The sequence below is a fragment of the Bacteroidales bacterium genome, assembly GCA_041671145.1.
Lineage (GTDB): Bacteria > Bacteroidota > Bacteroidia > Bacteroidales > JAHJDW01 > JAQUPB01.
The window spans coordinates 1-24286 of sequence record JBAZBZ010000003.1 but is presented as its reverse complement, the minus strand read 5'-3'; the positions used below and the strand labels follow the sequence as shown (position 1 = coordinate 24286).

Sequence of the window (24286 nt, the reverse complement as noted above, 5' to 3'; positions counted from 1 at the left end):
ATAAAATTGAGAAGAACATAATAGTTCTGAAGTCGTATTAAAATTAAATATAAAAAACCGTTGCCCGAAAGGGTCGCACCGATATGAAAATATCGGAGTTGAGACAACAACGAGCCAAAATTTGTGTACAAGAAAGCACTTTACTTTTCTTTTGTATGGTGTTAGCTTGGAATGAGTAAGCTACTGGATTCGTCTAGTGATAGCTTACATATGCACAAACCCGCTTGATTGTCTCAGGCGGGTTTTGTGCATTCTATGTTTTATATAAAGTTTAGTGATAAATATGAAAGTTATTTTAACTACCTCAAACAAAAGGGCAGAAAAGCAAAGACAATAAGAGAACAAAGGCGCTACCTTTACGATATTTTCCCTCACGAAATTCAAAATAAAAGATTAAAAAGCATTAAAAGAGCCGATACCGCATTATTGGAAGAAGCGGGGAGAAATCACGGAGAACACGGCGCAACACGTGCAATAGTATATTTCAGGCGTTATTGCGACTTTCTTCAACTTGAATGCAACATAAGGCTTCCTATTGATTGGCGTGATATAAAAGTGCCTGTTGTTAGAACAAAAGAACAACCTGTATTTGAAGACTACGAACTCGCTACACTTTTTAAAATAATGGAAACGATGGAATCTGGCAGTGTGCATGGTCGCCGTATGTCGTGGACTATGCAAGCATTTTTTGAAACTTTGTTTGGAACAGGACTTAGATTGCATGAAGCACTTCAACTTAAAAGATGTCAGTTTGCCGAAATTAAAGATATTGGTAAAACAAAGGTTATTCGTAAAGGAAATAAAGAAAGAGAAATTACTTTTTCTGATCGTGCAATAGAAAAGCTTGGTAGTTATTTAGAAAAACGCAATGATATTTCCGAAGCAATGTTTGTTAATTCTTGCGGTGAACCACTAATTGCATCAACTGCAAAAAGCCACTTTCAAAGATTCAGAAAAAAATTAAGAGATGAAGGATACCCAGAAATTGCAAATAAACTAAAGAGCCACACTTTCCGAAGAACACTCGCTACATATCTTTTAGAAAACGGAGCTGATATAAAAACTGTCCAATCTGTTATGGATCACGAATCCGAAAGAACTACAATAAAGCACTACATAAAAGTAAATAAACGCAGAGCGCAAGTTATTCATCGTTCAATATTATCTAAAATACCTTTTGAAGAACTTGCAAATCGTTATAAAGAAGTTAACGGCAGAGCTTTAGTAAGGACAACACCCAATGGCGGACAATGGATGTCGCTTGATGAAAATACATCAAAAGAACTTTCAAATCTTATGAAACCTGATTTACATTTTTCGGAAGAAAATAAAAATTCACTTCTGAAAATTTATCTAACCCTTGAAAGAATGTTTAAATAAGGGAGTTCAACAAGTAAGTGCAACACTTCTAGTAAGATAGAAGTATATGAAATATAAGCATTTAAGGATTGAGGAGCGCGAAAAAATTCAAGAATTGTTTTGGCAGAAGAAATCGATTAGGTATATAGCAAAAACACTTGATCGTTCACCTACATCAATATCAAGAGAATTAAGAAGAAATTTTCCAGATGGATATAAAAGGTACACTCCTAGATTGGCTCACGAAAGAGCGCTCTTTAAACGCAGGTGCCGAGGTAGAGCAGAAAGACTTAAAACAAAAGAAATCAAAGCGTATGTCATCAAACACCTGAGAGAAAGATGGTCTCCAGAGCAGATAGCTGGAAGAATTAAAATTGATCTTAAGCAAACAATTTCTCACGAAGCAATATATCAATTCATTTACTATCAAATTCATCGCGATGGTTATGGATACCTTAAAACACATAGTGAAGATCTTAGAATATATCTTCGTCGGAAACAGAAGAGAAGACAAAAGAAAGGAACTAGAAAGGGTCAAAGAATCTTTAAACCAAACGGTTTTTCAATAGATGAGAGGCCCAAAATCGTTGCAGACAGAAAAAGAATTGGAGACTGGGAAAGCGACTCGGTTGAGTCAATCAATCACAAGTCTGGAGTTAATACTCTTCTGGAGAGAAAAAGCGGTATGTATCTTGTGACTAAATTAAAAAACAGAACAAGTGTGGCTACTGTGTTTGCTATACAAAAAAGAATGAGAAATTTGCCAAATAAAGTTAAAAGAACTATGACCTTTGATAATGGATCAGAAAATCGAGACTGGAAATTGTTTGAAGAAGTGACCTCAATCAAAAGTTATTTTGCTCACCCATATCATTCATGGGAGAGAGGATCAAATGAAAACGCTAACGGACTGCTCCGTGATTACTTTCCAAAGAAAACAGATTTTAGTACGATACCTGAAGAAGAGATATTAAAAGTCGAATACAGTCTTAATTCCAGACCTAGAAAAAGGCTTGGATGGAAGACACCATTAGAAGTCTTTAGTGTTGCACTTCGAGGTTGAATTCGGGATACGAATAATTGACATTAAGAAATTATTGTATTAAAACAAAATTAGCATTTTGAAATTTTTTATAGGTGTGATATATTCTAATTATAAATATATGTTTTTTAGTTCAGTCCGAAAAGAGTTATCACACCATTTCAGTGGAGTAAGCGTTAGAGCATTACTCGTTCTGAAAAGAGTTATCGCACCATTTCAGTGGTCAAAGCGTTAATCTTATTTAGGATAAAATAACTATCGGGCAAAAAGCCTATATTTATAAATATAGGTTTTTTTGTTTTGTGCATAGTGTCCTGTGGGGTATCAGTAAAGAACATAAAAAAGAAAAATGTTTTTTATTGGTATTGCCCGCAAGGGTCTTTCCGCTTGTATCGGAAATGAGACAAACAATACTAATAATCAGAAATTATTTTCAGAAAATTCCGCTCCATAGAACGCTGTGCATAAAACTAATCAAAACATCGGTCGTATTTTATTGTTAAAATTTAAAACATAAAACAAACAATGCAGATATATGATGTTTGCACAAAAAAAGTTTATGAAAAAGACGGCGAAAGAAAAGTAAAATTCTATAAATCCGGAATTATGAAAATCACAGACAGCGGTCGCATTTACATTCGTCTCTTTCATCAGCCGGAGGTGGATTTTCACGTATTTGAAAAAACTCCAAAACTTCCGACAATCAATTCGGAAGATTAATTTTTATTAAAGTTAATTAAAAAAACTTATGCAGATAAAATCTACTACACCTGTTCCAAACGCGGTGTTCGACTTTTATTTGAAAGACCTTAAAGTTGCAGAATTAAAAGTACTCCTTATAGTCATACGACAAACTCTCGGTTGGGAAGATAAAAAAACGAAGTCGGAAAGGAAAGAACTGGACTGGATTTCAAACAATCAGCTTGCAATGAAAACAGGCTGTTCATTGAGAGCGATCAATGACGCTCTCAGTATATTATCAAAGAAAAATTTAATCGCTGTTTTGTCAAATTCAGGCGAACTGCTGGACACTCCCGAAAAGCGAAGAGGTCAGCAAAAACTTTTCTATCGCCCCACTAACGCATTATTTGCGGTTGCGGAAAACGTGGGGATAGAAAGTCAATATCTCGGTAATTCTGCCCCAACTAACGCAAATTTTGCATTTGACTTACGCAAAAATATTCACGGACTTACGCAAAAAATGCGTATTACAAAAGAAACTTTACAAAATTAATTCTTACAAAAGAATTAATAATAATAAAATGAATTTTAAAATAAAATCAAAATTCAACATAAAACAAAAAATCAATTCTGTTATTCATGGTGATGCACTGGAGACATTGAAAAAGTTTCCAAGCGAATGCATCGATTGTGTTATCTTCTCTCCACCCTACTGGCAACTTCGGGATTATAAATTTAAAGGTCAATGGGGACTAGAAAAAACTCCCGATGAATATTTAAAAAACTTATGGTCTCTGATGGATGAATTAAAGCGAGTGTTAAAACAAAGAGGAACTGTTTGGATTAATCTTGGCGATACTTACGGAACTCAGTCAGGTTCTTGCAGAGGAAAGAAATACAATAGCGAAACGACAATGGAGCGCAGAGAAAACGGAAATATGTTATTAAAAAATAAATCGCTTCATAAAAGTTTATTAATGCTTCCGCATCGGTTTGCTATTGGTTGCACTGAGAGAGGATGGCTCGTGAGAAATAACATTATTTGGGCAAAATCAAACGGAATGCCCGAAAGCGTTCATGACAGATTTTCCAAGAAACACGAATTTATTTTTCTTCTTGCAAAAAATAAAAAATATTATTTCGATTTAGACAGCATTCGTGAACCGCACAAAGCATCGTCCATTGAAAGAGTGAAAAGAGGATGGAATGGACACAGAGAAGCAAAAAGTTCTTACATGAATATGGACATTAAAATGATGTGTCATCCGCTTGGCAAGAATCCTGGCGATGTTACGGACTTTTGGTCAATTCCCACAATTCCAAGTAATGATAAGCATTATGCGAAATACAATACGAGATTAATAACCAAACCAATTCTTGCAGGTTGTCCCAAAAACGGAATCGTTCTTGATCCATTCTGCGGAACAGGAACTACAGGCATAAAAGCTCTTGAGCTTGGCAGAAAGTTTATCGGCATTGATGGTAAGAAAGCGTATTGTAAAATTGCAGAAAGAAATTTAAAACAACAACTCTCTACTTTGCCTATAAACAAATGGAGAGCTAAAACAAGATTAAATAAATAATTTTAAAATATATGTCTAAAAAATCTAATTCAAAAGAAAAAACAATAACAATTGAAGTAGAGTTTCCAATTTCTCTTGATGAACTTGTTATTTATGTTCTAAACCCGAAAGAGGATGAATCTCATCTTTTTGATTTGCTAAACAACAATCCAGAAATAGCAGATATTAAAATGAAAAAAATAATGAAAGAAGTTATCAGGAATAAAAAATTAAATATAAAAGTTAAAAAAATAAAATTTGATTACTATGATTTAAAGAGTTTCCTAATGGGAGTAGCATATTTCAAAGTAAAATTGCAAGGAACAAAAAAAGAACTCAAAAAGATTGCAGGGGAGTATGACAAGGTATGCACATTTGATTGGGAAGAATATAAACAAGGCATTAATTTATAATTAATTATTTTTTATCAATGACAAAAAACAACATTGAAGATAAACCATATTCTCTTGCATTTGCTCAACTTAATTTATTTGAAGAAGAATTGAAAGAGGCGGGAAGCTTTGATGAATTGATGATTCTGAAAGAAGCTCTTGAAAGAAGAGATTGGAAAACAAGCATTATCACTTACGAAAACATCAACGAATACAAAGAGAAACATCTCATAGGTAAATATAAATTATTACACCCGTTCTTTAACACAAAAGTTCCTTACGCTTTCTGGGCTCAGTTATACACAGCAGTTAAAGAAAGAAAGGAACTTTTAAAACTTATATGAAGCCACCTCTAACTTACTATGGAGGCAAGCAGAAACTTGCCGAACGCATCATTTCTATGATTCCTCCGCATAAAACCTACTGTGAGCCGTTTTTTGGCGGTGGAGCGGTGTTTTTTGCCAAACCTCCTGCCGAACTTGAAATAATAAACGATTCCAACGGCGAGCTTATCAACTTTTACCGGATTCTTAAAACGAATTACAAGAAACTGGCAAAAGAAATAAAAGCCACACTGCACAGCAGGGAAGAACACGAAAACGCAGAAGTTGTAATGAAATATCCAAAATTATTCAGTGAAGTTAGGCGTGCTTGGGCTATATGGACATTGGCAAATCAAAGCTTCGCATCAATGTTAGGCGGTACTTGGAGATGCGATTTACAGAAGAATTCAACTGCAAGTCGTTTAAATAATAAAAGAAATAATTTTACAGAAGAATATGCAAAACGTCTGGAACAAACCCAAATTGAGAACTGTGATGCTTTAAAAGTAATTAAATTATGGGACAGTAAAGATACTTTCTTTTATTGCGACCCGCCATATTTTAATGCTGACATGGGGCATTACAAAGGTTATACTGAACAAGATTTTGAAAATTTATTAAAAACGCTGGCAAAAATAAAAGGGAAGTTTATTTTAAGTTCCTATCCTTCCGAACTTATTGAGAAATATACAAAAAAATACAAATGGCATACGACAAAAATTGAAGGAATACCTGTATCGGTTTCTTTGGGAAAGCGGAAAACAAAGACTGAGGTGCTGACGGGGAATTATCCGATAAAAATTGGATTTACAAAATAATCAAATCAATACTATTGAATTACGGTTCAATATCATTCGAAACGGCTTTTTCTTGTAGGTGATGCACGATAAATCAGAGACCAAAAATTAAGGGATTTCCTGTCCCATTCAGATGCAATACTGTTTTTAATAGTTTCAGCGATTTCTTCCTTGCTGAAATTTTCCCAAAGCCACTCTACCGCTTTTTTTGTACCATGATTAAGTACATTGAGAATGATTCTATGGCGGTCATTAGGATTAGATAGGTTTATCTTATCTGTATCATAAGACCAAAGGCAAACTTTTACTGCTTGAGGTAGTTTGCGATTCATAATTACATTATAACAAAAACACAAAAATTTTTCCACTTTTACAAAGTAAAGAGGAAAACAAAGACGTAGGTGCTGGCGGGGAATTATTGATTAAAAAATCACACATAAGTAAATTTATTTTCTAAAAGAGAAATTACATCACGATATTTCAATATTTTAGAGTTTATAAGTTCCTTAGCTAATAATTTTACTTTTAACCACGCTTCTGTATCAGCATTTTTTTCATCTTCACAAGTAAATAATGAGTTTGTTTGAGCCAACATAAAATTCATAAAACATATCATGACATTAATTGAATTAAATAAATTACCTGCAATGTCCATACACTTTTTATAATCATCATACGCTCCAATATTATTAGTTTTTTTTGTGAATTTTCTTTCTGCTATTGCTCCCGATAGACTAATCATAATGAATTTTTCTGCTTTTAACCGAGTTTTATCGGAGTCGTCATAATCAGAATGTAGTTTAAAATTTGATAATAATATATGTCCGAGAGATTTTTCTTCTTCAGGAATGATTGAAACCTCCTTAAATCTTACATTTAACATTATGCAAGCAATTGCATGACCTGCCTCATGAAAAGCAACCCTATTATTTTTTTTATCCATTGTTATTAAAATTTCAGGTAAATATAAAAATATTTATGAAAATCAGTATGAAAAATGCCACCTAAAAAGATGGCATCTTGATGTTAATTAAAACCGCTTGCACATTGAAAAAATCGCTTTACGCATTTTTAATAACCTTTTTTAATAATCCGATAACTTCATTTAATTTGTCAGTATTATCAACAACAAGCGCACAACAAGCCCCATTCCAAAATTTCTGTACCGAAGCAGGAAGAGTTTTAATTTCATGATGCTTGATTTGTTTTCTCGTATCATCCTCCGGATTCATCAAAACAAGATTGATGTTTTTCTTTCGCAAATGAAAGAATGCAAGATTCTTGTTTTTTCTCACGGAAATGTAGTGCTTTTTAGTGTTAAACTCCAAACTGCTGTCTGTTTCAAGCAGAGCCGTTTTAATCTCGCTGTAAGCATTCCTTATGCTTTCTGATACTGAATTCAAATGGTCTTCTTCTGTGATTTTCACAACTTCTTCCTTTTTATTTTTCTCGCCTTTCCAAATATCAGCAAAATCTTGATTTACCGAGAAAATTTTATCATCACCGCAATAATATTTCTTTATTAGAATTTGTCTTACCATCTTGCCCCAAGTTTCAACATACACAGCTTGCATTAAATCTAAAACAGGATTTTCATTATCTTTTACAAGCAATATCGCAGGTCTGTTATCAAGCATTTCCGACAATAGTCCGGAAATGTCCTGTTCTTCCTTTAATCTCGCCTGTAATTCCTTTTTATCTTTTTTGTCCGCATCAATTGTTTTACAAAGCAGGGCAAGAAAATCATTTTGATAATTCTTGTTTTTCAAAGAAGCGATAAAATGAGTAATACGGGCATAAATAAGTCCTAAGCTGTCGTCTGAAACATTTACTTCTATTACATAAATTCTCGGCTTTTCCTGTTCTTTGAAGTCAAACAAAAACACATTCGGAAAATATTCATTTGTGCTTTTAGTGTTATCAATAATAACAGTGTTTTCGCCGAAAAGCGTTTTGTAATTTTCAATAACAAATTCTTCCAAATCGCTTTTTTTGTAAAATTTCGCTTCATTTATTTCTTTGTCATCATAGAAATAGCTATCGGGTAAACGTTGTAGTGTGCCTTTTTCCAAAATATATAAATACTTTGAATTGGCGATATTGCTTGTAGGTGGTTGCTTTTCATCTTTTGTTTTCTTTTTATTTTTCTGCAATTCTTCTTCTCCGCTTGGAGTGAGTTCTCCGCCTATTTCTGCCCAAATACCGACAGGGATTTCATCTCGAACAATGGTGTCAAGTCCACTGGCAAAGCTAAGTGCAACATCAAATTTCCTTTCAGAATACAATTCATAAAACCTTCTTAAATCCTTACAATCCTTATCGTGCAAATGATCGGGCTTTGTCCAGTCGGGATAATCAACTTTCTTTTTGTTTTCCGCTTTTATTTTCGGAGATGTTTTCTGATTCTTCTTGTTTGCCACAATATTTGATTTCTTTGGGCTAACAGCTTTTTTTGATTTTTTATTCTTTTTCATATTTCAAGGGTTTTAGTTATTTATTTGTTTAAAAAACTTATTCTGTGCCGATAATAGCTCCACACAAATAATCGTCAATAGGGATATAGTAATAAATAACAGAAATAGGGAAGTTGTCAAGAAAAAAATAACCCGCCGGAATTTCTTTCCAAGCGGGTTATAAAATAATAGAATCCAATTATTGAATTTCTATTTCTCGGTAAATATCTTATAAACTATTATGTGAAATAATGCAATGTTGGAGTTTTGTAATATGATAAAAAAGTAATAGAAAAATAGTTCGTTAATTTGTGTTGAACTGGTCCTCTTGTTTTACAATGATTCTTTTTTGTAAAATATTGTTAGTTTCTTCTTTGAAGAGAATAGAAAAACCTATAACTGCAGGACGATACAATGGTTTTATTTTCAAAGCTTCTTCGTATAATTTTATTGCTCTTTTTTTATCATTAAAATTTTTCTCAAGAAAATTAGCAAAATTAGTTAGAATTTTAACATTATGAGGTGAAACAATTATAGCTTTTTCATAATACTCTTTTGCATTTATAATGTTATTATTTTTCTCATACAATATTGCTATGCTTTCATATATATTAGTATTCCCAGGCATTAACTTTAATGCTTTTTCATAATGCTTTATTGCACTTTCTATATCATTTTGTAATAAATATACATATATAATTACTTTTTCAAATAAGAAATATGGAAAGTGAATAAATTCTTTGCAAAAATTAAAAATCAAAATAATTAATTTTTCAAATCTTGAATATTCAAGTCGTTCAATATATCCTTTAACCATTTTGTCATTTAATTCTGCAATCTTTTTTTGAGATCCTATAGATTCATTTTTCTCTTTAATGTTATGTGTATGTTTCTTTACTTTTATGTCAAATACACCAAATTTTTCCAACCTTCCTTCTTTATAAGCAACAATAAGCTTTTGAGTATCCTCGTCATCCATTTCAAGCGTAAGAATGATGCTTCCTTCTTTGACACTTTTAAAAAGGACTTCTCTTAACTGAAATGCTTTACTTGTGAGTTCACTAATAATTTCTTTGTATTTAGCATTTTCTTTAAATTCTTTAAAATCACCAGACATACTTATTATTACTTCGTTTGGTAAAACATCAAGAGTAATTTTGTCAGAAGTGATGTTATGTTTAATTTCAGTTTTTAATTGCGGAATACTTTCTTTACCAGATGTAGAAGATTTTTCATTACATAAATACTTTTTTAAATCGGTTTTAATATAATCAGGAATTGAAACACTATATAAAGTATCACTTCCCCAGTACAACACTTTATCAAAGATAACATTTATCAATGATTTATTCCAAGAAGCGTATGATAAAAAATCAAGTAATTCATATGAGACCTCATAATTCTTATTTGCTACTTGCATGCCCTTCTTGCCTTTAATAGCTCTCTCGACATTGGCAGACTTATATCCAATTCCTAATGCATTAAATTGATGAAATAAATCGGTATGGTTATTTTTAAAAGCATCATTAAAATATTTTTCAAGATGCATACTAATACCATCCATTGATCTTTCTCCCGAATTTAACCTGAGTTGCGAATGAATCCTTGTTAAAAGTTTAACAGGTATAAAAATTCTTTTTTCATCGAAATATTCGGCTTGATAACTCATAAATATCTTTTTGACGGATTTGGCATACTTGACTCAAATGACGCAAAAATTGACGGTACAAATTCTGCTCTTACAAAAATATTAAAAGAAACAAATACTTAATAAATAAAATGAATAAAAATTAAAAAAATGAATTGAGTAAAGAGCTTGTTATAAGAAAACCCACCTGTTGATGCAGGTGGGTTATATCAAAGCTTATAACAGCTCTGAACCTTAGAATTCAATGGATTCGTAAGGCAGTTCAATTATAACCTATACAGCTTGCAAGTCAAGCGGTTTATTGACTCCCCTCAATCTTTGGATTCTATGGGTACTCAAATAAAAAGTACTCGATATGAATTCAACAACAAACGGACAGGAAATCGAAGCAAGTATTCGGCAAATAGTGCGAGACGAAATAACTTTAATTTTCGGAGAAAATTACCGTCAAAATATTTCCTCGCTTCAAAATTTTCATTTTCCCGATAATAAAACTTCAGTTTTTAGAACCAAAATCGGCTGGCTTAAAGGCGATAAAACACTATTGAAACTTCACGAACTTTTAGCTTCACACGGATTTATTTCCTGTGATTTTAAAATTTTTAAATCCCACTTTATCGGAAACGAGGATATAACCGCAAGTATAGAATGGCATACATATACAAAAAGTTTAGTTTACCTATTTGAGCAGTTAATGGTAAACGGGTTTATTCCTGACAATAAAAAACAACATCAGCTATTAAAGGCACATTTCATAGATGAGAGAGGAAATATGCTTAAAAATGAAGTTTTAAGGGCGACACTCAACGACTTAAGGAATAACAAAAGAATACAAGTCATAGAAAATATTATTGCAGAACTATATAAAAATTTTAATTAACGGATGGCTAACGTCAGATTAACTGTCAAGAAAACGCAAAGTAAAGCGTAGTATTTAAAGGGGAACGACAAATTAAATTTGTAAAATAAATTTTCAAAAAATATTCAAAATTTAAGTTTAAACTAAAATGAAAAATACTGAACTCATACTAAGAAATAAACCAAATGATACGGAGCAAATTAATGAAATAATTATTAATGAAAACGACTGGTTTAAAAAAAGCGGAGAACGTGTAAATGAAGAGATAATGCATCATATTCATTCTCTCGATAATCGTGTTTGGAAATTTTCAGAAATAACCCAAACACTTTATATAAAATTTGAATTGTTTAATAAAGAGTTTTTTAATGATTCCTTAACTATTCCTGTAATATCAATAGAAAGAATGGCTATTACAACACTCGGACAATATTATATTGAACGTAATGGATTCGGAGCAAACAATCATATAAAAATAAGCAGACACATCGTAATTAAAGGAGAACCAACTATTGTAATACTTTCAATATTATTACACGAAATGATACATCAATGGCAACACGAGGTCAGAAAAATAAAAATAAATAATTACAGAAATTATCATGATGTTGAGTTTCGATTAAAGGCGAGTAATTTGGGAATTCCCTGCGACCAAAGTGGACACACTATAGAAATCAGGCAGGACTCTCCGTTTGTAAATTTTTTACGAAAAAACGGACTTTTTGAAGGAACAGTGGGCTTTGTTTTTAACAAAGCCGAGAATGCTGATTCAAACGTTGAGAAGGTTGGATCAAAATTAAAAAAATATTCTTGCGGTTGCACAAATATTCGTGTTGCAAGCAAAGATTTTAAAGCTAAATGTCTTAACTCTTCAATGAATTCTTACTTATTAAATAATTTTTTGATGATTATGAAAATTTTAAAAAAATAAAACAAAGGGAAGTCAATATTGCAAACAAAACAACAGCGAGGTAAACAAGAACACAAGCACTTTAAATACAAATAAAAATTAAATATAAACTTTAAAATCTCAAAGTCATGAAAAAGAAAATTAAATACAAAACAATTTTTGTAGAATACGACCCAAACAAACACAATCAGTTTTTAACTTTTTTGGCTCAAACAGCAAATAACAAAAAACATTCCATCGGTAGAATTTATAAGGAAGATACGGATGACAAAGAATCCAAAGACGAGAAGAAGCAAAAAAATTAATTTAATTATTAACCATTAAAACTTAAAAATTATGAATCCATTTTCAAAACTCAGGTTCCTCGAATTTGGCAGAAATGCCAAAGGACAACATTTCATCTCCGTGCTCTATTGGTCAAATGGAGAACAAATACTAATCGGTCGCATACATCGTGAATACAACAATGAAACGCGCAAAGTTGAATACTGGGCAAGGGATGCTAAGGACATGCCAATCTTTGTAGTCGCAAAAGATTTAGAAGCAATTAAAAGGAAATTTAGGCAATACGGGCGGGATCTTGCAGAACCAGACAGAATTCCCGGCGAATATACTTTAAACAAGCAAATTGAGAGAGAAAATAAACTCAAAGCAATTAGGGACAAAAACAATATCCAAGCTAAAAAGCAAGAGGTTTCAAAACCCGTAAGCCCGACAAGCGAAGTAAAACCCGAAGAAGTGCAAACTTCCGAAAAATCAGCAAGAGAAAAGGAATTGGAATCATTGAGAGATAAAGGCAATGATAACGAAAGAGAATACGAAATTGAAATGTAAATCAGCATGAGAACAGAAACTATAAATAAAATTACAACTGAATTCAAAATGCCTAAGACAATCGGCGACCCTGTCATTGTTAATTGCATTATGCCTGATGGCAGTAAGCAACATGTAGGATACATATATCAAAACATTTCAGATGATGACGAATTTTCAACGATATATGTTTCCACAGACAATGAAGGGGAGCAAGTGTTTCCGCCGACAGACAACTGGCAAGACTTGGAAGACAGATTCGAACGCTACGCTAAAAAAGTGTCCCAAAAGGATTTTGACGAGAAAAAAATTGAAATCTATTTATCGGATTACGAAGCAAAGCTGAATGAAATAAAAGATTTGCGGGATTCAAAAAAAATAAATTCAAAATGTCGTGAAATAAATTTTTAATAATTAACTAAATATAAATCATATGAAAAACAACAACAGCGCACAATTTAAAATTGTAGACCATGAACTTGAAAAGTTCATAAAGAGAAAAGATGCAGAGTTAAAAAACCTTGCACGCAAGCTTGGAAAAAACTATGCAGAACGCAAACTCCCTGCTCTTGTCGGCGACAAGTTAATTCATTACATCGGCGAATTTAAATCCGGCTATGAGCAGTTAATAAGCTATACATACAAGAAATTACAGCCACTGTCTCAGATTCCGGGCATTAATACCGACAGGAAAAACCTTGAAGAAGAAGAAAAGACAGCTAAGGAGCAAGTCAAAAAACTTGAAGAATTAAACAGTAATGACAAAACTGTTCTTGAAGGCAAGGAGTGTGAAAATGTAAGTAAAGATGTAAAAACAATTTATACAATGTCAGCATTGCCATGTATTGCAGAAACATTTTTCAACGCTCTTGCTTTTCAATTCTTGGGAGAAAACAAATTATTTTCAATTGTAATTTCTTTCTTCTTAACACTGTTTATTGTGTATTTCGCTCATGTAACAGGCACACACGTTAAGAATAACGAAGCAGAAAACAAAAAAAGTATCGTTTTCCTGTCAATTGTTTTTGTCGGAATGACAGCTCTTTTTTATGTGTTGGCAATGCTACGCTCACTTATGTTTAAAAAGCTTGGTACTGACATCGGAGCATTTGCTTTTATAATTGTTAATCTTTTCCTATTCGCTGTGACCGCCTTTATTTCTTACAAATACAGCCCAACCAAAGAAGAAAAACAAAAATTTAATGAATACAAAAAGCTTGAAGACAAAATAAAGGCAAGAGAAAACGAAATAAAACAAACTGAACAAAGAATTAAAAATTTAAATGCAGAATTGGTTGAACGAGGCAAAATGGTAGTAGAAATAAAAAGCTACGCTGACCATACAATTGAAGAAATTAAAAAACTATACAATGAAGCAGTCGAAATTTTCAAAGGTGCGAACTTAATGTTTCGCACCGACCGAAAAGTTCCCGACTGCTTCTCTGAAAAGACACCTGAGCTTGAATACACAGAAATAAATTTTACAAACTTTAATAATAAGGAGGAATAATTATGAAAAAAATAATTGCAAAAGTATTTCTATTTGTCTTATTCGCTACAGCTTTTATCAGAGTATATTTATATGCAAACAGCATTCATTATCCAACAACAGGGGTTGTTGTGATGAGTGATATTACTGACGCTATGCTTGTAAAACCAAACAAAAATGATATTGAGTCATTTTTTGATTTGAATAAAAACCGATGGAATGGTGCAATGTTTAAACTTGTAGACATTTCGGACGTGAGCTTTAATCGTTCACAGAAAGCAGGCATAGAAGCTGAAAACGATTGGCTTTCAAATGAAGCTAAAAGAATTGATAAGGTTAACTCATTTTATTCAAATATTGAACAGATTTTTAATGATGTTTCAAAAACGAAAACCGGAAAAGACAATACTTCAATATATGTTCCGATAGCACAGGAGTTGAATTTGCTTTCTGAAAGTAAAGCAGAAAATAAAATAATGCTTGTTTACTCGGATTTAATGCAAAACACAAATGAAATTTCATTTTACAACTCAGAAACATTGAATTCGTTAAGTTCTAAAGCTGATTCCGTCAGTAAATATTTTGAATCGCAGGTTGTATTAAAAAACTTAAATGGCATAACAATTTATTTTGTTTATCAACCCGTGAACACAGAAAATGACGAAGAGTTTAAAATTGTTTATGCATTCTTTAAGAAAATGTTTGAAAACAAAGGTGCGAAAGTCATTGCAACTGCTGGCATTGATAGCAAATAATTCACAAATTAAAACTGAATATCATGAAAGATATGCTTCTGAAACTATTTACAGGTCTTGTAAAGGTAATTTTCAAATTATTATTAATTGCCCTATACAGCATAACAAGGTTTGCTGAAATATTCCTGCAAACCTTTAATGGCTGGCTTAAAGGACAGATTAAATAAAAATTATTAATCTTAAAAAATTTTCAACTATGGAAGAAATCAAAAAAATCGTAAAAATATTTGAAATAATATTTGCTGTTATATTCAAAATAATTGATGGTGTTTTAGGCATTTTCAATTACAAAGAAAAGGGCGTATATAATGCAGAGTTTGCTTCTTCCAGCAAAGTATTTTCTTTTTTCTCCGATTATGGTTTTTGTCTCACAGGAAAAAAGAATTTATCTGTAAAGGATTCTTACCAAAATGCAATTGTTATCGGAGGCACTGGCACGGGAAAATCAAGTGTGGTGCTTATTCCAAGCATATTTACAATGAAATCTTCTTTAATAGTGCATGATCCAGCCAAAGAGTTATTTTATAAAACTTCAAATTACCTAAATTCAAAAAATATAAAAGTGAAAGTTTTAAACTTTGCCGACCCAAGCGTTTCAAGCAATTACAACCCACTTGCGAGAGCCAACAGTTCATCAGAAATCCAGAAAATTGCTTCAATGCTTGTGCAAAATGGTTTAGGTGAAAATAACAATAAAGAAAACTTTTGGAATATACAAGCAACTTCACTTTTAGCAATGCTTATAACAATCCTTAAAAAACAGGATTTGGAATATCAGAATTTATACAATGTTCGCCATCTATTGAATAGCTTGGGAGGCAATCCTGAAGCTGTTGATTCTTTATTCTCAAAATATGCAGATGAAATTTTGTTTGCGGAATATAAAAGTTTTATCAGCTATGATGAAAAAATAATTTCAAGTATAATCGCCACCTGTAAGGCGTCATTGCAGATTTTCAGCGATGAATCAATCGCAAAAATTACATCAAGCGACAATTTGGATTTTATGGAATTTCGCAACAGACGGACGGTTTTGTTTATTCAAAACAGCGTTGCCGACCAAAAATATTATTCTGTTTTGACTTCAATATTTTTCGAACAGTTCTTTTCCTTTATTATGAGCCGTTTTCCGAAAAACGATGAAGAGGATATCTTCTTTTTGGTTGATGAGGCTTCTTCGCTTAGATTGCCCACACTGAGCCTTGCTGTCGCAAATGTCCGTAAACACAGGGCTGGAATAATGCTGTTATTGCAGGATTTCAACCAACTGGTTCACAACTACGGAAAATATGAAGCAGACGGAATTAAAGCCAATTGCTATGCGAAAATGTATTTTACGGGCGCATCACTTGAAACAACGACAGACCTTGAAAAGACATTAGGGAAATATGAGTATGTTGATAAGGAAGAAAAAAAGCACGTTCGTCCCTTAATGACAGGAGATGAAATAAGGACAATGAGTAAAGACGAAGCATTGCTCATATGTGGTCATCACAATCCCATTAAACTTAAACTTGTTCCATATTACAAAAACTTTTATTTAAGCGATTATGGCAATTTAGCTCCGCTTGAATTGGCAAGCCAAAACAATACCGACAGCATTTCATTATTACCTCTTAATGTTCCTGAAAAAGTAAAGAATGAGTAATGCCAAGAAACATAAAGGTGGAATGTGGGAATATCTTGATTCAATAGGTGTTCTCGAAAGTGGTAATGATGAAGAAATTAAAAAAGCAAAAAAGGAATACAGAAAAAAATATATTTTACAGCACAGGCAAAAGGTAAGAAAAACAAAACCTGAATTTACAATTAATCTTTCCAGAGACAACGGGGAGTATTCAAGAATAGAACATACAGCGAAACAGCATAAAATGAAAATTACAAAATTTCTCAAATCTGCTGTTTTAGCTTATATCAATAAAACATTTATTGTGCCTGACAGATTACAGATAGCAGAGTTGGAACAACTACTTTCACAATGTTTAAATGAAATTCAAACAATCGTAAAACAAAAGGAAAGGCACAATTACGAGAGGGAACAGAAACTTGAACTGATTGAAAAAAGAATTGAAAAGTTAGAGGAAGAAATAAATAAAATTCTTAAACAACCTTACACCATTGAAGAATTAGTAATTAAAGGCATTGAAGAAAAGCCGACACTTAAAGAGCATTTGCTCGCTATTCTTACAAAAAATGATAATCAAAATCAAATCACATAAAAAACCAAATTTTAAAAAATTAATAAATTACCTTATTCACGATAAAGACCGATTGTTTGATAGCGGAAAAAGTTTTGAAGTATTGCGTAATTTAAAAGGGTATAGCATTGACGAATGGGTAGAGCAATACAAAGAAAACGAAAAGTTAAGACAAAACAAAAGATCCGACTCGGTTATTCTAACCCACGAAATAATCAGTTTTCATAAGGACGACGCAAAAAATATTTCATTAGACAAGCTTGAAGATATCGCAAGGCAATATGTTCGGGAGCGAGGAAATGGAATGTTTATAGCAGTTCCACATTTTGACAAAGAACATTTCCATATTCACATTTGCGTATCAGGAGTTGAGTATAAGACAGGCAAAGGAATGCGTTTAGCGAAAGTTGATTTGCAAAAATTCAAAAAGAAAATACAACAATATCAAATTGAAAAATATCCTGAGTTAAACAAATCAATAGTAAATCACGGAAACGGAAAAAAAGAATTAGCCCTATCGGATAAAGAATACAAATTTAAAGAACGCACTGGTAGGGCTTCGGGCAAGGAAAAATTAAAAGTAATGCTTAACACTTGCTATAAAAAAGCAAATTCAAAAAGTGAATTTTATAAAAACTTAAAAGATAGCGGACTTCAAGCATACATAAGGGGTGGCAGAATTTCAGGAATTGTTTTTAACGAGAAAAAATATAGATTGAAAACTTTGGGTTTTACTGAAGAAAAGTTGCAAGGGCTTGATAAATCATTAGGTCGTGAAAAAGAAATAAGCGAAATAAGAAAAAAGTCGAAAGAAAAAATTATTAGTCGTAATTTTTAATCAAAAAAAACAGGCAAATTTTATTTATTAATGTCATATAGTCGCCGTATTTATCAATATAACAAATTACTCACTTAACAGCTTAATTATAAATAAAGTGATATAATTTGCCTATGAACCAAAAATATAAAATCCTTTCTAAAAAAATAATAGATTTGGGGGAAAGAGATCAAAAGATGAGAAAATTATGGGCAAAAAATAATTTTAATCCAAAATATTACAACGAAAAATTAGACAAAACAAATACAGAAGAATTTGAAAAAATTATCAGTAAAATCGGATGGCCGTCAAAAAGCAAAGTCGGTAAAATAGCATCTGATTATGCGTGGGTTCTAATTCAGCACACAAAAGATAATAAACTTGCAAACAAAGCATTGATTTTAATGAAAAATTTACCAGCTGGAGAGCAAGACTGGAACAAAATTAGTAAAACCATAGATAGAATAAGAGTTAAAAAAGGACAACCTCAATTATATGGAACATCTTTTAAAATTGATATCAAAACTAAAAAATTATCAGTTGATACAATTTATGATATAAAAAATATTGATAAAAGAAGGAAAAAGATAGGATTAGAAGAATCATTTAAAGTATTTAAGGCAAGAGTTATTAAAGATTATAATTTTTTTTTAAAGCAAAAAAAATAAATTTAGTTATCATAGTTTTTTATTCTATAATTTTAACGGGTTTTATAACTTATAAAAAATTATGAAAAAAATACTAATCATTGCCAAAAAAGATGATATTCCTGTATTGAAAGTAATAGAAGAAATACAGAGGATGGGACATCATGTACTCTTTTTTGACTTAACCAATTTTCCCAAGACATCAAATTTATCGTTAGATAATATTAATTCAAAAACATCAGGTTTTATTGACCTAATAAAATTTGAAAATTTTAAAAAGACAAAATATAGAGCATTACTTGAAGATATTGGTATAGTTTGGCACATAAGACCAGGATTACCAGTTGCTAGTAATGTAGTTAAATCTGATGGAGTCAAAAAATTTATTGAGAATGAATCAAGAGTTTGTTTACAAAATATTTTTGCTTCTGCTAATTTTAATTTTGTTAATCATCCATTATTTACAAAATTTTTAGAAGATGGTAAATTTTATCCACTTAAAATTGCTGAAGCTATTGGTTTAAATGTACCAAAAACTATTATTACTAATGATCCTGAAAAATTGATAAAATTTTCAAATGATTGTAATAATAAAATTATTGTAAAGTTGTTGCACGGAACTGTTTTAAAAGACAAAAAGGACTTTTATTTTATTTATGCAAATAAAATAAAAACAAGTTATCTTAAAAAAGAAAAAGAAAATATAAAATTATCTCCTATAATGGCTCAAGAATATATAGAGAAAAAAACAGAATTAAGATTAACAGTTATCGGCAAAAAAATTTTTACTTGTGCAATTGACTCTCAGGCTAGTGAAAAAACAAGAATTGACTGGAGAAAATATGACTTTGCAAAAGTAAAACATTATCAATATTTTTTGTCTGAAAATATTAAAAAGAAAATTATTAAATTAATGGACAAATTAAATCTAAACTATGGAACAATAGATTTGATAATAACTCCAAATAATGATTATTTTTTCTTGGAAGTTAATCCTAGTGGACAATGGGGTTGGATAGAAGAAATTACTGGTATCAATATATCGCAAGGAATTGCAAAATATTTAATCTCGCGTATTAAGAATACCTAAATTACACGAATTACTATTGATAATCAAAGCATTATTTTTAAGTTATTATATTTTTATAAATATGCAAATATTTATAAATCAACAAAAATAAAATGGATCTTTGATTTTTATGAATACTATTCTATTCGTATATTTTATATTATTTAATCTGGATCCCAACTTATATCTTGTACTGGACCAGTTGCAGAATAGGTTTGGTGCCCCCCTCCGCATTTGGGCTTTAAGATTTTTTGCTTTTCAGCAAGCTTCACAAGTAAAGGAATGGGCGATTTTTTTTCTTTTATATCGCTAATATTATTAACATTAACAATACGAGAATTTTGTCGATTCATAATTTATTACCCTTTATTTTATTAGTAAATACATTAAAATTAACTTGATAAAAGTAGTTTAATTTTTTAATAAAAAAAATAATATTCCTATTTTCGAGAGTTAAAGGACAAAAAGGTATCCTTTGTATTTTAAAAAGAATGATATAAATATTACCTTTGTAATTCAAAAGAATTGTGCGATATGGATTTCCTGACTTTCGTTAAACAAAATTCAAAGCAAGAAGATAAAAACATTTTAAGTTTTATTGAAGCGATTAAAAAAAATGACAGCGTTCCTGTTTCCTCTGACCCACGACTACTTGGGCGTTATCTGCATTTAAAGATGAACAGCCAACAAACACTTGGGTTTCAAAAATGTATGCAATTATACAAAGCTAATAGCAAAAATGAACTACCGAAAGAGTTGCAAAATGACGAGATGGCTTTTATTGATGCACTGAACCTTATTATTGAATTACAAAAAAATAATCCGAATTATATAAAATAAAAATATAACAATGAATAAACTTGATATTATTTCAATTATTTTAACTAGCTCTTTGTTATCATCAGGGCTAACAGGATTTTTAACGTGGTTAATAAGGAAAAACGATTACAAAAATGAATACTATAAGGAGCTTATTAGAAAAAGACTTGAAGCTTATGAATTTCTTGAAAATATATTAGGACATTTATCAATCACGACATATGAAGAAAACACAAAAGAAAAATATCATGTCTTGTTTGTAGATAAACAATTATATGCTGAATTATTTAAACAAATTGCAATTGCTTTAAAATTTAATCTTTGGATTAGTGAAAATACAAGAAAGACATTAATAAAACTCAACGTTTTTCAAATTGAAATAGGTAATAATGTTTTAAATATAAACATTCCTAATGAAACAATCATTCCTGTTGCAATAGAAAATTATGCTAAAATATGTGAAATACGAAAAGAATTAAGAAATAATATTCTTGATGACTTTAAAAACCTACACAAAGTAAATTTTGAAAATCTGAAAGCAATATGATTTTTTAAAACTAAAAAATCATAATCCGAATTATAAATCATCGTAATGACTTGCCATCATAATGAATTTCGAATAACATCGTAATGAAATTTAAAAATTGTCGTAATAAAAAACCTCTCGTAATCATTGACTACAGGGGGTTGTTCTTCTATCGGTATAGCTCGAAGCCACTTTGTGTTTCGAACCGGTTATTTCTTTACTTGTCGCTAATATTCTTAAATCTATTAAAGAAATACCCTGTATTATATTTTTGATAAGTTTTTGAATCAGAATATATATTATAAACATTATTTTTTATATTATATATCCAAATAAATGGTCTAAAACTCTCTATATTATTAACATATTCACTTCTTGATCCCAATAAAGCAAAATTATCGCTATCAATCCACAAACAATCATTGTACATTTCAATTGTACCAGAAGTAAACAACAATTTACTTTTTTTATTGTTTAAATCAATGACATAAACTTTAGTATCAGCATCAAAAGTAGCAATGAGTCTGTTTTCCTTTTTAGTTAATATAGTTTTATTACTATATATATCAACTATCATAGATTTATTAAATGAATAAAATAAGATATCATTGTATAATGCCAAAAAATCATTATCAACTATATATTTATCCCAATTGCCACAAGATTTACAACTATCCTTATTCTCAAATTTAAATTTAGTTATATCAAAATTATTTGATACATCTTTCCATGACTTGACCCATATATCACAGTTCTTGATAATTTTTTTATAAATAGAATCTATTTCTGTTAAAGAGTAAGAACTATTTATTTTATCATCTTTTGGGGGTTGTTTTTTATTTTCCAAATCATTGCAACTGGTGTTTATCAATAAAGATATATATATAAAACCATTTAGAATATTCATTTTATTTAAATTTAAATTAATACGTTTCATCTTAAAATTATTACAAATTTAGTTTATTGAAATGTGCGACTTAAAGCAGGTGGTGCTTGAATAATTGGAGCAGGTGTTGGAGTTATTACCCCCGCACTTTTTTCAACTTTAGGCGCTGGAGGATCTGCATTATTTAAGAATTTATATACTCCTGTTGCTATTTGCTTACCAATCTCGTCTGCATTTGTTTTCATTAATACCACATCATTAGCATTAGAAATAAAACCAACTTCAACCAATGCTGCGGCTTTGCCTTTAAAATCTCTCAAAACACCAAGCTCTCCCGGTCTTTCTTGAAGCCCTGTTCCTCTAATACTCATTATACTTTGTTTATTAACTATATTTTCAGCTAATTTTTTACTTTCAGTTCCATTTGTCTGATTATTAGGGTCGTAACAAACAAGAAAACCACTTGGATTTCCACTAGCAACAGAATTAGTATGTATACTTAAAAATACATTTGCATTGTTATTATTAGCAACATCTAATCTATAATCAATTTGATTTTTGTCTGTTGTTAAATCTCCTGTTCTTGTCATAACAGTTCCTGTATTCCATTCTTTCAAGTATTTATTAACACTATTTGCTATGTTTAAAACAATATCTTTTTCATAATCAGTACCATTAACAGCACCAGGATCAACTTTGGGATTAGTTGAGCCATCTATACCATGTCCTGGATCTACAGCAACGGTTTCATTTACTGGTTTTTCTTCTAATCCATCTAAGTCAACAGCCATAATAGGTTTGTTTCCTGCAAACTGATAAGGAGTATACCAAGGATACTCTTTAGTCAAAGGGTCAATACTTAAGAATCTACAAATTCTTGGGTCGTATGTTCTATAACCATAATCGTAGCTATTTCCATTACCCTTTAACTCATCATCCTTCTCCTTACCATTGAAACCGAACCGATATGAGTTTGATGAGAAATTTCTTCCGGGCATTATCATACCAAATGCATAGTAGTCATTCCAGCTTTGCACAACAGTTTCGTTTTCGGTGCTTTGATAAGTATTATCGTTGTTAGCGTCATTCCACTGTCTAAAATCAGAGAGCACCACGCGGACATTCCCTAAATGGTTTACCTTTACGTACAAAAAACACCCCTGTGCCTTATTTACTCTATGGGGTTCTTCAAAAAAATATGTGTTTTTTTGTTGCTGCATTAGCTTTTATCTATGTCAAAGATAAAGATTTTTTTGTTTTATAAAAATATTTAAAGGTATATTTTTTGTTGTTGTTTGTACTGTGTTTTCAGTACTTCTGATGTTTTTTTCTCTATGTTCTGCGGCTTAAAAAAATTAGAACACATTTATATATAACGTAACATTGTTAGGTTTATTTCAGTTATATCAACGTTTTTATCAAAATAAATTTGTTAAAAAACTTGCTTTCACTTTTATTTTTTTGTACCTTTATATACAGTATTGACAAGGTTTTGCACTACATTAATAATTAATCTTTCCTATATGTAAAAGTTTCTACTCATAGTTTTCAGTATTTATAAACCCTTTAAATTTATTAACTATGAGTAAGCAAACAGGTTTAATCAAGCTAAAAGGCAATATGGACGGTATTAGCTTTTATAAGCTGGGTGGTGATGATTTAGCCAGAAAGGCAAACGGGCCATCAAAAGAAAGGATTTTAAATGATCCTTCATTCATTCGTACAAGAGAAAATAACTCGGAGTTCGGCGGTTGCGCCATTGTTTCAAAGGCGTTGCGTATGGCTCTTATAAGCGTTATTTTAAGCAAATCGGATTCGCGTGTAACGGCACGTTTAACACAGCTTTTCAAAGAAATAAACCTGAAAGGCACAGGAACAAGGGGACAGAGAACCATTCCGCTTTCTGCTTCAAGGAGCATGTTAGCAGGATTTGACTTTAATAAAAAAATCAGTTTGTCGCAGATTTTCGATGCTCCTTTTGTTGCTACAAACAACACTGCAAGGAATCAGGGCACAATAACTGTTGCTGCTTTTTTGCCTAAGGATTATGTTGAAGCACCATCGGGAGCAACACATTTTAGGTTGCTTGAAGCAATAGGGGTTGTTTCAGATTATGCTTTTAATGTTAATACGGGGCACTACGAAGCAACTGACCCGCTTTTAAACATGATTAGCGGTCTTAATTATTCTGCTGTAACTGCTCTTAATGTTACAACTCCTGTAACTCTTACGCTTACTGCT

30 protein-coding genes are annotated in these 24286 nt (G+C 31.2%); 24 read left to right on the top strand and 6 right to left on the bottom strand.

Translation table 11 applies throughout. The annotated features are described in order from the left end of the window. The first annotated feature begins 255 nt into the window (after positions 1-255). From WC223_01505 to WC223_01470, 8 genes are all read left to right on the top strand, one after another. On the top strand, positions 256-1380 hold the full coding sequence (locus WC223_01505) for a tyrosine-type recombinase/integrase (protein ID MFA6922905.1): 1125 nt from the start codon (positions 256-258) through the stop codon (positions 1378-1380). Positions 1381-1426: 46 nt separating this feature from the next. Further along, a complete protein-coding gene (locus WC223_01500) occupies positions 1427-2422 on the top strand; it encodes an IS30 family transposase (protein MFA6922904.1) in 996 nt (331 codons plus the stop codon). Positions 2423-2926: 504 nt separating this feature from the next. Next, positions 2927-3121 carry a hypothetical protein gene (locus WC223_01495; protein ID MFA6922903.1) on the top strand — a complete coding sequence of 65 codons (195 nt, stop codon included), beginning with the start codon at positions 2927-2929 and terminating at the stop codon, positions 3119-3121. A 28-nt stretch (positions 3122-3149) separates the two neighbouring features. Beyond that, positions 3150-3635 (top strand): hypothetical protein, encoded by a 486-nt coding sequence (locus tag WC223_01490; protein MFA6922902.1) that lies wholly within the window; start codon positions 3150-3152, stop codon positions 3633-3635. A gap of 28 nt (positions 3636-3663) precedes the next feature. Further along, the gene (locus WC223_01485) at positions 3664-4665 is read left to right on the top strand and encodes a site-specific DNA-methyltransferase (GenBank protein ID MFA6922901.1); all 1002 of its coding nucleotides are present in this window, start codon (positions 3664-3666) and stop codon (positions 4663-4665) included. An 11-nt stretch (positions 4666-4676) separates the two neighbouring features. Then, entirely contained in the window at positions 4677-5057 is a 381-nt protein-coding gene (locus tag WC223_01480; GenBank protein MFA6922900.1) for a hypothetical protein, read from the top strand. A 17-nt stretch (positions 5058-5074) separates the two neighbouring features. After that, positions 5075-5380 carry a hypothetical protein gene (locus tag WC223_01475; GenBank protein MFA6922899.1) on the top strand — a complete coding sequence of 102 codons (306 nt, stop codon included), beginning with the start codon at positions 5075-5077 and terminating at the stop codon, positions 5378-5380. Continuing rightward, a complete protein-coding gene (locus WC223_01470) occupies positions 5377-6177 on the top strand; it encodes a DNA adenine methylase (protein ID MFA6922898.1) in 801 nt (266 codons plus the stop codon). The genes WC223_01475 and WC223_01470 overlap by 4 nt, the downstream gene beginning before the upstream one ends. A gap of 32 nt (positions 6178-6209) precedes the next feature. Here WC223_01470 and WC223_01465 read toward each other — a convergent pair whose 3' ends face one another. From WC223_01465 to WC223_01450, 4 genes are all read right to left on the bottom strand, one after another. Continuing rightward, positions 6210-6488 (bottom strand): hypothetical protein, encoded by a 279-nt coding sequence (locus WC223_01465; protein ID MFA6922897.1) that lies wholly within the window; start codon positions 6486-6488, stop codon positions 6210-6212. Between the two features lie 98 nt (positions 6489-6586). Next, entirely contained in the window at positions 6587-7099 is a 513-nt protein-coding gene (locus tag WC223_01460; protein ID MFA6922896.1) for a hypothetical protein, read from the bottom strand. Between the two features lie 118 nt (positions 7100-7217). After that, positions 7218-8630 carry a DUF5655 domain-containing protein gene (locus tag WC223_01455; GenBank protein MFA6922895.1) on the bottom strand — a complete coding sequence of 471 codons (1413 nt, stop codon included), beginning with the start codon at positions 8628-8630 and terminating at the stop codon, positions 7218-7220. Positions 8631-8913: 283 nt separating this feature from the next. Continuing rightward, positions 8914-10278 (bottom strand): tetratricopeptide repeat protein, encoded by a 1365-nt coding sequence (locus WC223_01450; GenBank protein MFA6922894.1) that lies wholly within the window; start codon positions 10276-10278, stop codon positions 8914-8916. Between the two features lie 334 nt (positions 10279-10612). Between WC223_01450 and WC223_01445 the strand changes: the two genes are divergently transcribed. The 15 genes from WC223_01445 (at position 10613) to WC223_01375 (ending at position 21180) form a co-directional block, all read left to right on the top strand. Next, the gene (locus tag WC223_01445) at positions 10613-11137 is read left to right on the top strand and encodes a hypothetical protein (protein ID MFA6922893.1); all 525 of its coding nucleotides are present in this window, start codon (positions 10613-10615) and stop codon (positions 11135-11137) included. A gap of 127 nt (positions 11138-11264) precedes the next feature. Next, positions 11265-12047 (top strand): SprT-like domain-containing protein, encoded by a 783-nt coding sequence (locus tag WC223_01440; protein ID MFA6922892.1) that lies wholly within the window; start codon positions 11265-11267, stop codon positions 12045-12047. Between the two features lie 107 nt (positions 12048-12154). Then, positions 12155-12331 carry a hypothetical protein gene (locus WC223_01435; GenBank protein MFA6922891.1) on the top strand — a complete coding sequence of 59 codons (177 nt, stop codon included), beginning with the start codon at positions 12155-12157 and terminating at the stop codon, positions 12329-12331. Between the two features lie 31 nt (positions 12332-12362). Continuing rightward, on the top strand, positions 12363-12860 hold the full coding sequence (locus tag WC223_01430) for a hypothetical protein (GenBank protein ID MFA6922890.1): 498 nt from the start codon (positions 12363-12365) through the stop codon (positions 12858-12860). 6 nt (positions 12861-12866) lie between these two features. Further along, positions 12867-13250 (top strand): hypothetical protein, encoded by a 384-nt coding sequence (locus tag WC223_01425; protein ID MFA6922889.1) that lies wholly within the window; start codon positions 12867-12869, stop codon positions 13248-13250. A 22-nt stretch (positions 13251-13272) separates the two neighbouring features. Further along, positions 13273-14349 (top strand): hypothetical protein, encoded by a 1077-nt coding sequence (locus WC223_01420; protein MFA6922888.1) that lies wholly within the window; start codon positions 13273-13275, stop codon positions 14347-14349. 2 nt (positions 14350-14351) lie between these two features. Next, the gene (locus WC223_01415) at positions 14352-15083 is read left to right on the top strand and encodes a hypothetical protein (protein MFA6922887.1); all 732 of its coding nucleotides are present in this window, start codon (positions 14352-14354) and stop codon (positions 15081-15083) included. A gap of 23 nt (positions 15084-15106) precedes the next feature. Continuing rightward, positions 15107-15250, top strand: a complete 144-nt coding sequence (locus tag WC223_01410; GenBank protein ID MFA6922886.1) for a hypothetical protein — start codon at positions 15107-15109, stop codon at positions 15248-15250. Positions 15251-15279: 29 nt separating this feature from the next. Further along, entirely contained in the window at positions 15280-16731 is a 1452-nt protein-coding gene (locus WC223_01405; GenBank protein ID MFA6922885.1) for a type IV secretory system conjugative DNA transfer family protein, read from the top strand. Further along, complete coding sequence (locus WC223_01400) at positions 16724-17302, top strand: hypothetical protein (protein MFA6922884.1); 579 nt, start codon at positions 16724-16726, stop codon at positions 17300-17302. Before WC223_01405 ends, WC223_01400 begins: the two co-directional genes overlap by 8 nt. After that, positions 17277-18119 (top strand): relaxase/mobilization nuclease domain-containing protein, encoded by an 843-nt coding sequence (locus WC223_01395; GenBank protein ID MFA6922883.1) that lies wholly within the window; start codon positions 17277-17279, stop codon positions 18117-18119. Before WC223_01400 ends, WC223_01395 begins: the two co-directional genes overlap by 26 nt. A gap of 176 nt (positions 18120-18295) precedes the next feature. Continuing rightward, complete coding sequence (locus WC223_01390; protein MFA6922882.1) at positions 18296-18766, top strand: DUF6624 domain-containing protein; 471 nt, start codon at positions 18296-18298, stop codon at positions 18764-18766. Between the two features lie 61 nt (positions 18767-18827). Beyond that, on the top strand, positions 18828-19835 hold the full coding sequence (locus WC223_01385) for a hypothetical protein (protein ID MFA6922881.1): 1008 nt from the start codon (positions 18828-18830) through the stop codon (positions 19833-19835). Between the two features lie 513 nt (positions 19836-20348). Then, complete coding sequence (locus tag WC223_01380; GenBank protein ID MFA6922880.1) at positions 20349-20654, top strand: hypothetical protein; 306 nt, start codon at positions 20349-20351, stop codon at positions 20652-20654. Between the two features lie 10 nt (positions 20655-20664). After that, entirely contained in the window at positions 20665-21180 is a 516-nt protein-coding gene (locus WC223_01375) for a hypothetical protein (protein ID MFA6922879.1), read from the top strand. 196 nt (positions 21181-21376) lie between these two features. On the opposite strand, the gene WC223_01370 is transcribed toward WC223_01375, so the two are convergent. After that, on the bottom strand, positions 21377-22096 hold the full coding sequence (locus WC223_01370) for a hypothetical protein (protein MFA6922878.1): 720 nt from the start codon (positions 22094-22096) through the stop codon (positions 21377-21379). A 23-nt stretch (positions 22097-22119) separates the two neighbouring features. Further along, positions 22120-23265 carry an N-acetylmuramoyl-L-alanine amidase gene (locus WC223_01365; protein ID MFA6922877.1) on the bottom strand — a complete coding sequence of 382 codons (1146 nt, stop codon included), beginning with the start codon at positions 23263-23265 and terminating at the stop codon, positions 22120-22122. 361 nt (positions 23266-23626) lie between these two features. Here WC223_01365 and WC223_01360 point away from each other — a divergent pair. Beyond that, a partial coding sequence (locus tag WC223_01360; GenBank protein ID MFA6922876.1) for a hypothetical protein occupies positions 23627-24286 on the top strand: 660 nt, incomplete at its 3' end.